This window comes from Candidatus Tisiphia endosymbiont of Ptychoptera albimana (assembly GCF_964026605.1).
GTDB lineage: Bacteria > Pseudomonadota > Alphaproteobacteria > Rickettsiales > Rickettsiaceae > Tisiphia.
Genome location: NZ_OZ032164.1, coordinates 617,572 through 634,625 on the forward strand (window position 1 = coordinate 617,572; position 17,054 = coordinate 634,625).

General features: G+C 33.5%; 14 protein-coding genes. 5 read left to right on the forward strand and 9 right to left on the reverse strand.

Annotated elements, in window-relative coordinates; translation table 11 throughout:
* Positions 1–148: 148 nt before the first annotated feature.
* Both AAGD36_RS02985 and AAGD36_RS02990 read right to left on the reverse strand, forming a co-directional pair.
* Entirely contained in the window at positions 149–592 is a 444-nt protein-coding gene (locus tag AAGD36_RS02985) for a hypothetical protein (protein ID WP_341755888.1), read from the reverse strand.
* Between the two features lie 390 nt (positions 593–982).
* Positions 983–2,743 (reverse strand): class I poly(R)-hydroxyalkanoic acid synthase, encoded by a 1,761-nt coding sequence (locus AAGD36_RS02990; RefSeq protein WP_341755889.1) that lies wholly within the window; start codon positions 2,741–2,743, stop codon positions 983–985.
* Positions 2,744–2,947: 204 nt separating this feature from the next.
* Between AAGD36_RS02990 and AAGD36_RS02995 the strand changes: the two genes are divergently transcribed.
* Positions 2,948–3,682, forward strand: coding sequence for a DUF5765 domain-containing protein (locus tag AAGD36_RS02995; protein ID WP_341755890.1), 735 nt, complete (start codon positions 2,948–2,950; stop codon positions 3,680–3,682).
* A gap of 37 nt (positions 3,683–3,719) precedes the next feature.
* Here the strand turns inward: AAGD36_RS02995 and AAGD36_RS03000 are convergent, their stop codons facing one another.
* On the reverse strand, positions 3,720–5,216 hold the full coding sequence (locus AAGD36_RS03000) for a UbiD family decarboxylase (protein WP_341755891.1): 1,497 nt from the start codon (positions 5,214–5,216) through the stop codon (positions 3,720–3,722).
* On the reverse strand, positions 5,213–6,295 hold the full coding sequence (locus AAGD36_RS03005; protein ID WP_341755892.1) for an LptF/LptG family permease: 1,083 nt from the start codon (positions 6,293–6,295) through the stop codon (positions 5,213–5,215). Before AAGD36_RS03005 ends, AAGD36_RS03000 begins: the two co-directional genes overlap by 4 nt.
* A 356-nt stretch (positions 6,296–6,651) precedes the next feature.
* On the opposite strand from AAGD36_RS03005, the gene AAGD36_RS03010 reads away from it, so the two are divergent.
* The gene (locus tag AAGD36_RS03010; RefSeq protein ID WP_341755893.1) at positions 6,652–7,989 is read left to right on the forward strand and encodes a hypothetical protein; all 1,338 of its coding nucleotides are present in this window, start codon (positions 6,652–6,654) and stop codon (positions 7,987–7,989) included.
* A 249-nt stretch (positions 7,990–8,238) separates the two neighbouring features.
* On the opposite strand, the gene tgt is transcribed toward AAGD36_RS03010, so the two are convergent.
* The 4 genes from tgt to AAGD36_RS03030 are packed head-to-tail and all read right to left on the reverse strand — an operon-like array spanning position 8,239 to position 12,233.
* Positions 8,239–9,324, reverse strand: coding sequence for a tRNA guanosine(34) transglycosylase Tgt (tgt, locus tag AAGD36_RS03015; protein WP_341755894.1), 1,086 nt, complete (start codon positions 9,322–9,324; stop codon positions 8,239–8,241).
* A 2-nt stretch (positions 9,325–9,326) separates the two neighbouring features.
* Positions 9,327–10,511, reverse strand: coding sequence for an acetyl-CoA C-acetyltransferase (locus AAGD36_RS03020; protein ID WP_341755895.1), 1,185 nt, complete (start codon positions 10,509–10,511; stop codon positions 9,327–9,329).
* Positions 10,508–11,497: an alpha/beta fold hydrolase gene (locus AAGD36_RS03025; protein ID WP_341755896.1), complete on the reverse strand. Its 990-nt coding sequence runs from the start codon at positions 11,495–11,497 to the stop codon at positions 10,508–10,510. Before AAGD36_RS03025 ends, AAGD36_RS03020 begins: the two co-directional genes overlap by 4 nt.
* Entirely contained in the window at positions 11,487–12,233 is a 747-nt protein-coding gene (locus tag AAGD36_RS03030) for a hypothetical protein (protein ID WP_341755897.1), read from the reverse strand. Before AAGD36_RS03030 ends, AAGD36_RS03025 begins: the two co-directional genes overlap by 11 nt.
* Positions 12,234–12,441: 208 nt before the next feature.
* Between AAGD36_RS03030 and AAGD36_RS03035 the strand changes: the two genes are divergently transcribed.
* Positions 12,442–13,941 carry an Npt1/Npt2 family nucleotide transporter gene (locus AAGD36_RS03035; protein WP_410521244.1) on the forward strand — a complete coding sequence of 500 codons (1,500 nt, stop codon included), beginning with the start codon at positions 12,442–12,444 and terminating at the stop codon, positions 13,939–13,941.
* On the opposite strand, the gene AAGD36_RS03040 is transcribed toward AAGD36_RS03035, so the two are convergent.
* A complete protein-coding gene (locus tag AAGD36_RS03040) occupies positions 13,871–14,092 on the reverse strand; it encodes a hypothetical protein (protein WP_341755898.1) in 222 nt (73 codons plus the stop codon). The genes AAGD36_RS03035 and AAGD36_RS03040 overlap by 71 nt on opposite strands.
* Before the next feature lie 598 nt (positions 14,093–14,690).
* Here AAGD36_RS03040 and AAGD36_RS03045 point away from each other — a divergent pair.
* Positions 14,691–16,202, forward strand: a complete 1,512-nt coding sequence (locus AAGD36_RS03045; protein WP_341755899.1) for a leucyl aminopeptidase — start codon at positions 14,691–14,693, stop codon at positions 16,200–16,202.
* Positions 16,192–17,001 carry a division plane positioning ATPase MipZ gene (locus AAGD36_RS03050; RefSeq protein WP_341755900.1) on the forward strand — a complete coding sequence of 270 codons (810 nt, stop codon included), beginning with the start codon at positions 16,192–16,194 and terminating at the stop codon, positions 16,999–17,001. The genes AAGD36_RS03045 and AAGD36_RS03050 overlap by 11 nt, the downstream gene beginning before the upstream one ends.
* Positions 17,002–17,054: the final 53 nt, after the last annotated feature.

The window sequence follows — 17,054 nt, forward strand, 5'->3', positions numbered from 1 at the left end:
TTGGCGTCGTCATGTCTAAAGATATCCGCTGCTCACGTACTAATTACGCCTAGCAGCTCGACTTTGCTACTGCCCTGCCTAGCTCTTCTTGAAGTTATACTATCGTCTACCAACTCTTCATTTACGAGAAGTATATTACTCATCTGTATTAAATATTTAATTGTTCATTACCAAATTTATAATGGTTTTTACAATAAGTAGCAGCCACGTATAAAAAATAATCATCCTCTATATTTACTTTTTTCAAGAGTACTTTTTTATAGAATCTTTCGTAAGTAGTAACGGTAATTAGACCGGCAGATGACAAAGTACCAAGTACAGACCAAAGTAGAGTGTTAATTGTTGTATGCCGTATATCTTCGTTAATGAGGATGGTGACAGGCTTATTATTGCAGCTCATTACTCGGCGGATTAACTTACCAAAAGTACTGTGGTCATAAGGTCCTTTAGATTCGATAATTTCAACTACTGTTAGTCCTTCTTGTTGGCTGGTAGTAGTGACATCATCTCTAAGTTTTATATCCTTAGGATGGTCATAAGCCGGATCAAAAAAGATGATTGCTTCAGAAGGTAAAGTTGTTGTATATGTCATAGCAGTATCCCCTTTATGATTAAACTTAAAGTTATTAAGTTTTAACCACCAAAGAACCTTGATAGATTACTTTGGCGATCGGGGAGTTAGAAAAACTGCCACTAAACAGCTACGATAGCCTTTAGACTTAAGGTTTGCACCTTAAGTCCTGAACATAGCTATCATCTCCCCGACCATAAAGTCGAGGATACATCATTTAATGGTTGATGCTTACCATTAGTGGATTACAGGTTTCTACACCCCAAAGTAACTTTGCAGTTACTTCATTTTTAATTCTAAACCATACTCCTATAAAGTCAATAATAGAAAAACTTATGCGAGGATAAAAAAGGTATTACACACAATTTACGCGAAACTCTTGAAATCATAGCAGTATACTTATATCTGAGATTAGGTAACTATTCTTTTATGAGCATATTTGCCGGGGGCAAGTTCGATGGATTTTAACCTATCATAATCTATCGATTTTATTAACTCACCACTATTATCTTCTAACCAAGTAAGCCAGTAAGACCACCATGATCCTTGATGCTCGTCAGCATTAATAAACCATGATTCACTAGTCAAGGTTAAGTCTTTATTAGTTTTATAATTATATTTAGACATTGCAGGAGGATTAACCACCCCTGCAACATGTCCAGAACTTGTAAGACAAAAAGTTTTGTTACCTTTTAATAGTTTTAATCCTTCATACACCGATCGCCACGGAGCTATATGATCGTCATTTGCAGCAAGGAAAAAAGAATTACAGTCAATCTTGCTCAAATCAATTGGCGTACCAAATAATGATAAGTTACTCGGTTCTTTTAATAAATTATTTAGATACATATTACGTAAGTAGTAGCTATACATATTAGTTGGTAAATTCGTTGGATCAGCATTCCAATATAATAAGTCAAATGGCATTGGAGTTTGACCAAGCAGATAGTTATTAACAAAAAACGACCATACTAAATCATTAGCTCTTAGCAAACTAAAGCTATTCGACAAATAACGACCATCAAAATATCCTTTAGAATTCATTTCTTGTTCGATCATGGCAATCGATGACTCATTGACAAAAATACTTACTTCCCCAGGATTTTTAAAGTCTAAAAGGGTAGTAATAAAGCTGACACTATTAATATAATTTAAATTATTTGCCTTCAGATAAGCAACAGCAGTTGCAAGAAAAGTTCCACCAATACAATAACCAATAGCATTAATATGGTTATATCCAAACCGCATTATATATTCACAAGCTTCTAAAACTCCTTCTTTTACATAGTCCTCAAAACTTTTATCAGATAGAGTTTCATCGGGATTAACCCAAGAGACCATATATACTTGAAAATTATGTTCGACAAGAAATGCTACCATTGAATTATGTTCAGATAGATCAAGTATATAGTATTTATTAATACAGGGTGGAATTATAAGTAATGGTATCGCCCGTGTTTTTTGCTTAGGTTCATAACATATTAACTGTATTAATTGATTCTGAAAAACAATTTTTCCTTTAGTAGTAGCTATATTTTTGCCAAGTAAAAAAGCATTATTATCGGTAGTTTTTATATTTAATATATCACTAGAATTTCTTATATCTGCAAGAAAGTTCTCTAAGCCTTGAACAAGATTCTGACCTCCTGTTTCCAAAATTTTACTAAGAACTATCGGGTTACCAAAAGCAAAATTTGACGGAGAGAAGGCATTAATAAATTGATGCGTCATAAATGCCAAATGTTGTTTAAGGTCAGGTGCTAGTTCATATTGTTCGATATTATCCTGTAACCATTCTGAAGACATTAAATAGAACTGCTTAACAAAATCAAAATACGCATTATCCTGCCAAGCTAAATCCTTAAACCTTCTATCTTTACTATTTGGTGAAAAAAGAGGAGTGGTTGATTTCCCTACAAATTTCTCTACTGAATTTATGACAAGATTCTGAAATTTCTCAACATACTGAATATTTAGTTGCCAAAATTTTTCAGGATTTTTTATAAATTGTTCACTTAAGCTTGATAATATAACTCTATTTTTATCCATATCAATAAGAGATGCAGGGATCATGTTCCCCCTGCCCTGCATAAGACAAAGTATTATCTCTTGGTATTTATCACTAACTTTTTTTATATTTTTGATTATTTCATCACTAGAAATATTATCCACTATATCCAATCCCAATTCTTCAAGTCATTTGAGTATATAATATATACTATAAATTTCTAACACTAAGTGTTTTAAGAAAAAATTATTTAATAACTCACGTTAAGATAGTATCAGAGTCCTTTTTTCAAGTAGATTATATATTAATTCTTGACTTTTGTTAAAATTTCAATAGTATTTCCTTATTTAAATTTATTTAAAATTATTATGTGTTGGTCAGGCGAGGCTTCTGCTGTTTTGGCAACTATTGGTATAATAACAACAATATATTCCGTCTATAAGAAAGAACCATTGCCTCTATGCTTTGCTTTAGGTTATTTTACACTAATGGAGGCTTTGCAAGCATTTACTTATACAGTAATTAATGAATGTAATAATCCAGCCAATCAAATTGCTACTTTATTAGGATATTTACATATTGCAATCCAACCATTTTTTGCTAATGCAGTATATTTATATTTTATAGACGAAAAAGTTAGAGATAAGATTGCTTATTTTGTATATTTTGCTTGTTCTTGTTGTAGTATCATAATGATAATACAACTATATCCTTTTGATTGGGCTGGTAGTTGTAATCCTAGTAGACCTTTATGTGGGCAAATATTGTGTTCTGTTTTTGGTAATTGGCATATTGCTTGGCTAGTGCCAACTAATGGTATTGGTAATAGTTTAGTTGATGGTCCTATGCTTTTTGGAACGCATGGATTTATCGTATATGATATGATAGTCTTTGTCATTCCAATACTTTATGGTTCGTGGAAAATGGTTATATATCATTTTCTTTTAGGTCCAACTTTAGCGAAATTAACAACTGATAATATCAATGAATGGCCAGCAGTATGGTGTCTTTTTTCTATTGGCTTATTATTAATTGTGATAAAAACTCCAATACGTAACCTATTATATGTTAAAAAATGGTTTTGGTGGAAGTTGATAAAGTAAAGTAATAGACATGTTGCGAAACAATGACGGTTTTTGGTCAAAACTTTTTCGGTTTAGCTATACCAAGCATATCCCAAATTTTGTCAATCTTTTCAACGACTTCACTAGTCATTTCTATTTTCTTACCCCAAACTCTATTAGTTTCTGGGACTATTTTATTAGTTGCATCTATTCCCATTTTACTACCAAGGCTAGACACAGGTGAGGCAAAATCAAGATAATCTATTGGTGAATTATCGATAAAAGTAGTATCCCTAGAAGGATCTACCCTAGTAGATATTGCCCAAACCACTTCCTTCCAGTCACGAATATCTATATCATCATCTACCACAATAATAAATTTTGTATACATGAATTGTCTTAAAAATGACCAAATCCCCATCATTATTCTTTTTGCATGACCTGCATAAGCCTTACGAATAGATACCACAGCAACTCTGTAAGAACAACCTTCAGGTGGTAACCAAAAATCAACGATCTCTGGAAATTGCTGTTGAATTATCGGAATAAACATTGCATTTAATGCTTCACCAAGTATAGATGGCTCATCTGGGGCTTTACCAGTATAAGTACTTAAATATATAGGTTGTCTTTTCATGGTAATAGTCTTAACATTAAATACTGGAAAATATTCAACGTCATTATAGTAACCTGTATGATCGCCAAATGGTCCTTCTGGTAGATACTCATCAAAACTTACATGCCCTTCAATAACAATTTCACTATGAGCTGGCACTTTCATATCTATACTGACGCAATTTACCAGTTCAATTGACTTACCTCTTAATAATCCAGCAAAATTATACTCAGACATATTATCGGGTAGCGGCATAACAGCAGCCATAGTCACGGCAGGACTTGCTCCAATAACCACTGCAGCAGGGAAAGGATCAATCTTTGCTGATTGCCAACGCTTATGTTGCTGAGCTCCACCTCGCATTTTAAGCCAGCGCATAATAAGTTTGTTACGCTCTACTACTTGCATTCGGTATATACCAAGGTTAAAATTATCTATTTTTTCTAAACTAGGTCCTTTTGTAACAACTATTGACCAAGTAAGTAGTGGCGAAATATCAAGAGGCCAGCAGGTTTGTATCGGCAATATATTAACATCAGGATCATTAATTATCACTTCTTGACAAGGAGCTTTTGACAAAATCTTGGGTGACATAGCCAATATTCTTTTGGCGAGTGGCCACATAGCAAAGGTTTCTTTAAAGGAAGAAGGTAGTTCTGGTGCTTTAAGAAAAGCTAGCAATTCACCAAATTTCCTCAACTCTTCTGTATTTTTTAAACCAAGTCCTAAGGCAATCCGCCGCGTGCTGGCATATAAATTAGTTAAAACTGGCATATCAGACTTAGTCCCATCATCTCTAATAACATTTTCAAACAAAAGAGCAGGACCATCTTTTTTTAAAACTCTTCTACTGATTTCTGTTATTTCAAGGTTGGATGATACGGGATAAGATATACGATTTAGGAGACCATTTTGCTCTAAAATTTTTAGGAATTGTGGTAAATCTTGAAAACTCATATAATTTTACGAAAATATAAATACAGGCTTAAAATAATAGCGATAATAATGTTAGCATAACAAGCAAAGATAAAATTTGAATCTTTAGAAGCAAGATTTTGTAATACAAAGTGTAAATATGTGATAATTATTGCAGAAAGTGCTGTAATTAGAATCTGCCTCAGACTAGATTTTTTATTATAAGGCTGTCTTAAAAAAACCGACAATGTTAGAAAAACAAGTACAAAATTATACATTGGCCAAATCAATCTTTGGTGTCCCTCAGCAACTAATTTAATCTGTCTCTGCTTTGATAAATTATTGTTGGGTTTTAATAATTCATGAATATAATATTCATTGATTTCTCGACTATACTCGTCCTTTACCAATCTTTTAGCATCATTACTGACTAACTCTACTGTTAGAACATCAAATGATAAATTAGTTAAATTACCATTATAGTCATATTCCTGCCTCGCTCCATCTTTTAGTTGGAAAAATGAAGAGTTATTATATATTTTAAATATCCCCAATCTAGAAAATAAAATTGCATGATTATCATGTTTACGATTATCAAAAAGGATTAAATCTTTCATAGTACCATCAGCCAATTTTTTATCAAAATAAACTGTGATATCTTTAGAAATTGTATTAAATGTCTTCTCATCTAGTAGGGTGGATGCATAATTATTTTTCATGAAATTAAGATCTGATTTAAGCTTTGCATAAGATAATGGCAATAAACTAATCGAAATATAATAAGCAAATAACGTAACTGTCAAAGCTACAATCAATGCTGGACTAGCTAGTTGTATATTACTTAATCCCAAATTTTGCAGAATAATTATCTGACGCCTCTCACTTAAAGCATTATAAGTATAAATAATAGTGATAATAGTTGCAAAAGGTAGCAAAATAAATAGCAAAGATGGAATAACTAAAATAATTAAATTTAAGAAATCCTGAGCTTTTATTCCTTTATCAATTAAGTACAAAAACTTTAATATCTGAGTAATCCATACAAGGCTAGTGATCGAGAAAATAATTATCACCAAGGATGGTACAATATTTCTTATTATATAACGTTTATATATTAACATTCTGTAATCATTTATAGTCTTTCAAATATGTATACTCAAATGAGTTATCACAGTACTATTATCTACCAAATCCATGTAGTATACTATAAAATTTCTATCCACTAAGTTAAAAAATACAATTATACCTTCTGCTTTAAAAAATTATTGTTTTATAACCCATTAAGGTTCTATATAACTCATTCGTTGCCACCTAAAATGCCTCCTCGCTAATAGCGGAGTAATGCTAGTCAGGGTAGCTTTGCAACTAAACCTTGACTTCTATATAAAAAAGCTATTTTATCAATTTAAATAGTTTATATTAACTATCTTGTTAAACTGAATATTAATCAATATTATTAAATAGGAAACAATTTTTTATGTCAAAAAATCATAGATATTCTAAACAAAAAAATTTACAGACAAATCCTTATCGTGACAACAACGGTGACCTTACCCCAAAGTATTTTGATGATACGAAAAATTTTGACCAATTAAATGATACAAATAAAAAGTTTCATCTGAGAGGAACTATAAAGAAATACGGTGAAGACTTACTATCAGAAAACATGAAAGACGCAGCTATAGAGCTTGGAGTCATCACTGCTCCTTCCCCTTCTTCTAATACAGGTAGTTGGCTTACTACTGCTGCTGATGTTCTTGCAACTATCCCCAAAGTGGTTGTCTTAACACTAGCCGCTAGTGAAGTATTAAAGGCTGTTGGTGCACTCCCTACTGGATATAACCATAACCACCCATCTGCAGAACCTACAGATAACTCCGATGTAGTTCATCATAGAGGTAAACGTGGTGTGGGGGATATATCAGAAGTACAATCCATTACTTTGTCAAATCAGAACTGTTTTGCAGTTGGAGTGAAAAGACATCCCGCTAACGGGCATATAGAATGGGGCGAGTTATATAAAAAGTGTTATGATGAACCTTGCCACAAAGATCAATCATTTTTTTCAAGCAATAAAGGAACCAGCATTAATTGGGGGTATGTATTAGACGATCTAGAGGTAATAAGTGTTAATAACGGACAAATGGCAGAGATAAAATTCTCACATCTAACTCCTTCTTGGATCCGCAAGGAGAGTTATCCAGTTTATCACACATGTAATTTGCCACTTTCACCACGTTATCAACATTTAAATGAGTGCAATGGATTGAGTTCTGCTGGTAAATATCAAGAAGCTCTAACAGAATGCAACAAGGCTCTTGAGGTAGATCCAGATTTTACACAAGCCCTTGAACAGAAAGCTGCTCTAGAAGAATTACTAGCAGCACTTACTACCATTGAGCCATCTCCTAGCTCTGCAGAAAATTCCACTCCTACAGCGAACTCTACCACTATAATGGAAGAAAACACACCTACCACTATAACGGAAGAAAATACATCCCACCTAAAACCTCATAATGCTCCATTTAATAGGGGTTCTGTTCCTACAGCAGCACCACACAAACAAACTACTGAAGGTCAAGGATTGTCGCTGAAAGATATATCGACAGCTGTAGTTTCAGGTGTGATTGCAGTAATTACTGTAGGTGGTATTGCTACTTATATTTACAAAAAAGGTACTGCTATTTGCCAGGAGTATTGTAGTAAAACAGAACAACCATACCCTACATTTGCTTTTTCAGTACCTAATGTAGAAGACACCGATTTAATGGGTAATGGGTCAGGAGATGCAGATTCATCAGAAGTGCCACTATAAGTTGCAAAAAGAACAGTAGAAATATTGTTAAAAAAGCAAAGCACCAATACTATAGCTAACCCGTTAAGGTTCTAGATAGCTACTCGCTAATAGACATTTAGGAGCTTATAACAATATACTCGATGAAAATCAACAATTGCGTTGTCGTTGTCCAAGACCTGCGGTACTCACGTACTAATGTACGCTGTACTCCTCGGCTTGGACACTTCTAGCACTTGTTGATTTTGATCTTAGTCTACCAACTCAGAACTAATTGATAAAATCAAAGTCTTTCCCTTGTTGAATATATTGTCTTATTCTTGACATTAATTCTTGGAAATACACCAAATTATGCCACGTCATAAGTACCGCCCCTAGAATCTCTTTTACCTTTACCAAATGATGTAAGTAAGCTTTATTATAATTTTTACATGCTGGGCATGGACAATCATATTCTAGCGGTTCATGATCGCTACTATATTTACTATTGCGAATATTTACTATACCATATTTGGTAAAAGCTTGACCATTCCGACCCGAGCGGGTTGGAATAACGCAATCAAACATATCTACTCCCCTTGCAACCGCACCAATAATATCATCTGGTTTACCAACCCCCATAAGATATCTTGGCTTATATTTAGGTAACAAATCCGGAGCATAGTCTAACACATTGAACATTAGTTCTTGCCCCTCACCTACTGCTAGACCTCCGATAGCATACCCTTCAAAATCTAATTCTACCAAATTTTGTGCTGACTGAACACGTAACTCCCGATATATACTCCCCTGTACAATACCAAATTGACCATAACCTTCTCTTTGAACAAAGGCTTTTCTTGACCTCTCTCCCCATCTAGATGTCAACTCCATAGATGATTTTGCTTGCTCAAATGTTGCAGGATATGGGGTACATTCATCAAACGCCATAGTAATAGTGCTATCAAGAAGATATTGTATCTCAGTTGCACGTTCGGGAGTTAACATATGCTTACTACCATCAATATGAGAGTTAAAAATTACACCTTCTTCGGTAATTTTACGTAATTTCGATAGGGACATGACCTGAAAACCACCTGAGTCAGTAAGTACAGGCTTTGACCAGTTCATAAATTTACGCAAGCCCCCAAGCTTAGCAATTCTTTCAGCAGCTGGTTGCAGCATTAAGTGATAAGTATTACCAAGTACTATATCAGCTCCGGTAGACTCTACGGCTTCGGGTAACATGGCTTTTACCGTACCTTTAGTACCGACTGGCATAAAAGCTGGGGTACGTATCTGACCGTGCCTAGTAGTAATAACACCAGCTCTTGCTTTTTTATGTTGAAACTTTAAGTCAAATGAAAATTTTTGCATTATTAATTTACCTTTTCAATACACATAGCTATCCCCATCCCCCCACCTATACAAAGTGTTGCTAGCCCTTTTTTCGCGTTAATTTTTTGCATTTGATGAATTAATGTTACCAAGATTCTTGCCCCACTTGCTCCTATTGGATGACCAAGAGCAATAGCCCCTCCGTTCATATTGACTTTATTAATATCCCAATTCATCTGTTGATTTACATAAATAGCTTGAGCGGCAAAAGCTTCATTAGCTTCTATTATGTCTAGATCTTCTAGCCTCCAACCAGCTTTTTCCAAAGCCTTCTTCGATGCTGGTACTGGACCTGTTCCCATAATATTTGGTTCTACCCCTACTTCAGCATATGATACAATTCTAACAAGAGGTTTTAGATTATATCTCTTTAATGCTTCTTCAGATACTACCATTAAACAAGCTGCTCCATCATTAATAGAAGAAGCATTACCAGCTGTTACAGTACCTTCTTTGTCAAAAGCTGGACGTAGTTTAGCTAGAACTTCTAATTTAATATCAGCTCTAATTCCCTCATCTTGATCAAATATTAATGTAGCTTTTTGCATCTTAACTTCTACTGGTAAGATCTCGTCTTTAAAACGACCTTCTGCTTGTGCTTCACGTGCTTTTTGGTGTGATTTTAGTGCAAACTCATCTTGCATTTCTCTAGTAATATTAAATCTTTTAGATATATTTTCGGCGGTAATTCCCATTAAATTATTAGAAAATACATCGGTCAAACCGTCATACTGCATCAAATCTACCATTTGTGTGCTACCTAACTTATGACCAGCACGAATATACGATCCATGTAAACCCAAAGACATATTTTCTTGCCCACCAGCTATCACAATATCATTATCACCTGCAATAATGCTACTTGCCGCTAAACATACCGTTTTTAACCCAGAACCACATACTTTATTAACTGTGAAGCCTGTAACTTCTTTAGGTAATCCAGCTTGGATTAGAACCTGCCTAGCAGGATTTTGTCCTACACCACCAGTGATTACCTGTCCCATTATTACTTCATTAATAATAGCTGGATCTAGTTTACTATCTTTTAAAATTGATTCTATAATGATAGCTGCAAGTTTAGTTGCTGGAATTGATCCTAAGCTTCCTAGCAGAGATCCTACTGCTGTTCTTTTTGCATGAGTTATATAAACTGCCTTTTTACTCACCGAGTATACTCCTTAAATAAGATATCTAAATTGTTATTAATCAAATAGCTAATATGACCACTTGGTACTTCGAAGATCATAGATTCTCTAAATAATTTGTGTAAGGATAACATAGATGATTTTGGTACTATTTTGTCATTACTTGCAATTATTTGATATACTGGTTTATTTATTAATGTCGGATCAATGGTGATATTGTTGACTTTCCATTGAAGTTTTGCAAGCATATTATTGCCTACTACATCATCCATAATTTGTATATATGTATTTCTAGACAAAGTAGTTCCAGACATCAACCAATTTTCTACTCTAAAAGATAAATCTCTTATTTTTGGTACAGTTATGGTAAAAAATTTATCAAGTTTTGTACTGAAATAATTTGGCATTAATAGGAAAAAAAGAATCTGAATATGTAGTTTAGGAATCATTGGCAAATTTCGTACATAATAATCTAGACCAAGATATTGGTATATATTCCTTGCTGTAGCAAAATGGGAGAAATCCCAAGGAGTTGAAAGTAATGTTAATGTTCTTATCATGTTTGGTATTATTATAGTGGCTGCCATTCCTATAATACCACCGATACAGTGTCCCACTAAGTCTATTTGATACTTTTTTTGTCTTAAATTGCTAATAATTTCAACTACCCTCTTTACGTAGTCTTCTAACAAATAATCAGCTTCATCAACTTCAAACCAATCAACTAGAAACACCTCACCACAATGTCTTAAGTTATCAACAAAGCTTTTTGATTTAGCTAAGAAGAGAATTTCCGGGGAGTTAAAGATCGAAGGAATAACTAAGAATATTCTTTTTTTACTAATAATGCAATCTTGCGATGCCAGTGTTTTATAATATAAAATTTGATAATATTTTGTTTTAGTTATTTTTTTACCCAAGGAACAATACTTATTACCCAATAAATATTTTGATGAATAATCATTATATTGATCAAAATATTTTTGATATTTATTATTATATATCAAATCTTATGCCAGCAATCACATTATGAGTTCTGTAAGAATTTTTAGTCATTTCAGCAGTGCTATATTTCTTTTCAGTATCATTATATTTATATTGCTTAGATGATACTTTTCCATAATCTCTCCAACTATATACAACATCAAAATTTACATGATCAAGCACATTGATAGATGTCCCAATAGTCAACTGATAGGCAAAATTATTAGCCTTCTTAGAAGACGCAGAAACTGCTACCATTGGGTTTGTGACTGTATCGCTGTGTTTCACAGTAGCTGTTATTGTTTCTTTTATTTGAGCCATTCCAACACCTGCTCCTATAAAGAACTTGGCAATACCTGCACCATACAAATCAATATAACTATTAAGTAACAATGACTCTACTTTGGCTTTATGTGCTACTTCTGCACGTGTTTGAGATATTTTCGGTAGTGTCTTATTGTCATTCCTAACAATATTTAGAATATTCTTATCAATCTTACTGCTTTCCAATTTTGGAACAAAATCGAGTGTTAAATCTACTCTAACATTATTCATTACATAATAGCCTACACCAAAACCAGAAATAGCCTTAATTGGATAGTGCTTCTTTCGTATATTAGAGTTAGCCTCACTTCCTTCACTTAATATTGTTGCACCAACTTCTGCTTTTACATAAAATTGATTTTCATCTGCTATTGATATGGTAGAAGTCAAAATAACAGAAGTTGCAACAGCGATTAATAACAATAGTTTTCTCATATACTCTCGTTAGATTTTCTATATAGACATAAAGAGTTATAGCATCTCCTATCTTGCTATACAAGCTAAATTAAAATATCTTGACATAGGGAGGCTAATAATATATAAGTTCCTAACTTTCTTTGGTTTTCATAATAGCCTTAAGCCATTATAGAGAAACTCTTGAACATGTCCTCAAGTTTTTTTTTTGTCTTAGGGAATCCTTATTATGACTAGTATACAGTCAAACTTATTTAAAAGCAAATTCAGAACTATATTTTGGCCTATCCATAATCATGAGCTTGGAAAATTCATACCTATGTGCGGTCTGATGTTCTGTGTCCTATTCAATCAAAACATATTAAGAATTTTAAAAGATAGTATTTTAATTTCAGAGATTAGTGCTGAAGTAGTAAGTTTTACTAAAGTTTATTGTGTAACACCTGCAGCAGCTTTATTCGTTATAATCTATGCTAAGATGCTTAATCATTTTAGTTTTGAAAAGATTTTTTGCTATTTAATCACTTTTTTTGTTGGATTCTTCATTCTTTTTGCTTTCATTATTTATCCAAATGTCAATATTTTCCATATTAGTCCAAATTCACTAGAACAAATTATGGGAACTTATCCTCATCTTAAATGGTATATAGCTTTAATTGGTAATTGGAGTTATATGGTTTTCTATACATTATCTGAACTTTGGCCAAATATCTTTTATGTTTTACTTTTTTGGCAGTTTGCTAATGAACTTACTACAACAGAAGAAGCAAAAAGGTTTTACACGCTTTTTTCATTATTTGGCAATTCTTCTTTAATATTTGTGGGCTTTTTGATGATGAACTTATCATCTGAGAACAGTATTGCTAAATATTTTTTAACCGTATCGGACAACAAAACTACACTTATAAAAATATCAACAAGTCTCGTGGTAGTTTCTGCTGTTATATCATGTTTACTTGTAAAATTTATTACCAAAAATGTTTTTACAAATCCAACATTTTATGCAAATGCTAAAAGTGGTAGATCTACTAAAGAAGGCATGGGTTTAATTGAAAGTTTTAAATATATAACAAGATCAAAATATTTATGGTTAATGCTAATTTGCTCTGCTGCCTTTGGTTTATCAATGAATTTGGTAGAAGCAGTATGGAAAGCAAAAATTAAGGAATTATACCCCACTGTTAATAGTTATGCAGAATTCAATAGTCTTTACATTCTTTGGACTGGAGTTGCTATTATGGTAATGACTATAATAGGCAATAATATAATGCGTAGCCATGGCTGGTTTGTTGCTGCAGTAATTCCGCCAATTGTCATGATGATTACTGGTATATTGTTTTTTATCTTAATCGTATTTGACCACCAAGTATTATCGATATTTGATAGTAGCATTCTCATGACACCCTTAGCTCTTGCGGTGTCAATTGGTGCTTTACAAAACATTCTAGTGAAAGGTAGTAAATATTCAATTTGGGATACCTCAAGAGAAATGTTATATATTCCTCTTGACCAAGAGCTAAAGACAAAAGGTAAGGCAGCTGTAGACGTCATTAGCTCGAAGGTTGGTAAATCTTCGAGCGGGTTAATACAGTCAATTATTTTCACATTAATACCAACAGCTACTTTTAGCTCTATATCACCATTTTTAATGGTGGTATTTACCATTGTTTGTATTGTATGGATTCACTCGGTAAGAAAAATATACTTTGAGTATAAGAAAATTGCCTAGCCCACTTCACTAGACTTACTGCATAAGTCAATCTAGTTGGTGATTTTGTCGTCGAAACTCGCCTCCGCTCCTCACGTACGTCTGTGTACGCGAAGGTAGCCGGCTTCGTTTCTCCTAAAAATCCCTCAACTATCTTTGATTTATGCAGCAAGTCTACTATGCATACTTAGGTAGGACTTCAAGAATTGGCGTTGTCGTGTCTAAAGATCTCCGCTGCTCACGTACTAATGTACGCTCCGCTGCTCGACTTTGACACTCCTAGCTCTTCTTGAAGTTATACTATCGTCTACCAACTCTTCATTTACGAGCAGTATACCTTATATAAAAGAAGATGATAACACTATTTTCCTGAAAACACTATTTCCAAGTAGAAAAGCAAGAAAGAAATTTTTAGGTTAAGGTTTATAGGTAAAATTATATTCAAACAAAATTAAATACTAAACTAATTAACCTCAAGTATCGATGTAATAAATTGATAATAAGCCCAGTACCATCCCCCTTAAAACATCGAGGACTATTACACCTACTTAAACGCACACTTGGCAATATTTATTTTTATATACTCTACCACAAAAAAATAATTGAAATTAATCACTTTTCTACTTAGTGGAAGATAATTTTAGAATATAATATTTAAAGACTTAAAGAATTACTTTATTAATTAGTGGGTTTTTTATATACTTCCATTATTCAGATTATTACGCTTACAAAAAGAATATATAAAATTAGCCTCTCAAAAATAGGAATTTATGCTCAATAACATTAACTTTATAAGTAAAGAATTATCAAATAATCAAGCAACTGTAGTTTTTATTAACGAACAACTAAAATTAGACAATGAGTTATTGCTACTTGACCAACAACATCATGGTTTAATTTCTAAAACTATTCAGAATAAATTAGTATTTGCTGGGAAATTTGGACAAATTAAAATTGTTAACTCTGTTGCTAAGGATGGGGAAATAAAATATTTAATCATAGTTGGCATTGGTGATGAAACAAAACTAAAGACCTCTTGTATTGAGGAGATCGGGGGAAGAATTTTATCCAGTAGTACTTGCTGTAAAATTAGAACTATTGGTATAAAAATCTCTCATAATATTGGACAATATGAGCCAACTGTTGTAGCGATGCTTATAGCTAGCGGCTGTTTGCTTGCTTCATATAGATTTGATAAATACAGAACTACCCAAAGTGAAGGAGAAAAATTTGTTGTAGATTCTCTGGAGATTTCTATAGATGACAAGTCTAAAGCAGAAGAATTATTTAATGATAAAAAATCATTGGCTGAGGCAGTATTCTTTGCTAGAGATATAATTAATGAACCAGCCAATATCAAAACTCCTTCATCTTACTCGGAAAAGATATTAGAGAATCTTGAACCATTAGGAGTTGAAATTACCGTTATCGGTGAAAGAGAAATGAAAAATCTTGGCATGGGGGCTTTACTTGGTGTTGGACAAGGTTCGCAAAATGAATCTAAACTTGTAGTAATGCAATATAATGGTTTGGATGATGATACCCCGCCTGTAGCTTTCGTTGGTAAAGGAGTTACTTTTGATAGTGGCGGGATTTCTCTTAAACCAGCAGCCAATATGGGAGATATGAAATATGATATGGCTGGCTCAGCCGCAGTAGTTGGAGCTATCATGGCTTTGGCTAGTCGTAACGCCCAAGTTAACGTGGTTGGGGTAGTTGGTCTTGTAGAAAATATGCCATCAGGTAATGCTCAACGACCAGGAGATGTGGTAACCACTATGTCCAAAAAAACAGTGGTGGTGGATAACACTGATGCAGAAGGTAGGTTAGTCCTGGCTGATGCAATTTGGTATACTCAAGAAAAATTTAAACCTCAATGTGTCATCGATCTTGCTACCCTTACTGGAGCTATCGTTGTTGCTCTTGGCAAAACTTATGCTGGATGCTTCGCTAATAATGATGAATTAGCTAATAAGCTAATAGAGGTTGGTAATAAAGTTAATGAAAAATTATGGCGTATGCCTCTGCATAAAGATTTTGATGAGATGATAAAGTCTGACATTGCTGATCTTGCCAATATTGGTAATGTCCCTGGAGCGGCTGGTAGTTGTACGGCAGCTCAATTTATAGGAAATTTTATTAAGGAAGGTATGGTTTGGGCTCATCTTGATATTGCTGGTGTTGCCTATAATAAAACAGGTAATCCTCTTGGTCCCAAAGGAGCAGTAGGTTATGGTGTAAGGCTTCTTAACCAATTTATCCAAGACAATTATGAAAAATAATCAACCAAATCGCATATTTGTAGTTGGTAATGAAAAAGGTGGAGCGGGTAAAACTACCTGCTCCATGCATCTAATTACTGGCTTATTGTATAATGGTCATACGGTAGCTAGTATTGATACTGATTCACGTCAGGGTTCTTTAACAAATTATTTAAAGAATAGGGATGACTATAATCTAAAGAATCCGGACAAAACGGTTGCTATTCCTCAGCATGTTCATTTGACCGAAAGTCAAGAACAAGTCATTAACCTTAAAGAAGAGGACGAGAAAACTAGGTTTGAACAAATAATTGAACAGACAAAAAATGCTGATTATGTAGTAATCGATACACCAGGAAGCTACTCTTTTTTATCAAGATTAGCTCACTCTTATGCTGATACTATAATTACCCCAATTAATGACAGTTTCCTTGATTTTGATGTACTAGGTAAAGTTAATGCTAACAATTTGTCAATTATTACTCCATCAATCTATAGCCAAATGGTTTGGGAACAAAAAATGCAGAAGGCTAACCGTAATGGCGAAACAATTAATTGGATTGTAATGCGTAATAGATTAAGCAACTTGGATGCAGTCAATAAAAGGAAGGTTGCTACTTCTCTTGAACAATTAGCAAAAAGAATTAGCTTTAAAATTGCCCCAGGCTTTAGTGAAAGAGTAATTTTTCGGGAATTATTTTTACAAGGATTAACATTACTCGACTTAACAACAGCTAATCATGGAAAAACACTTAGTATATCTCACGTAGCTGCTCGACAAGAATTACGAGATTTCTTAAACTTTCTTGAAATTATTTGAGTGTATAATCAATATAACCATTAGTTCGATATCGAACTGAAGCAAAAAAGTCC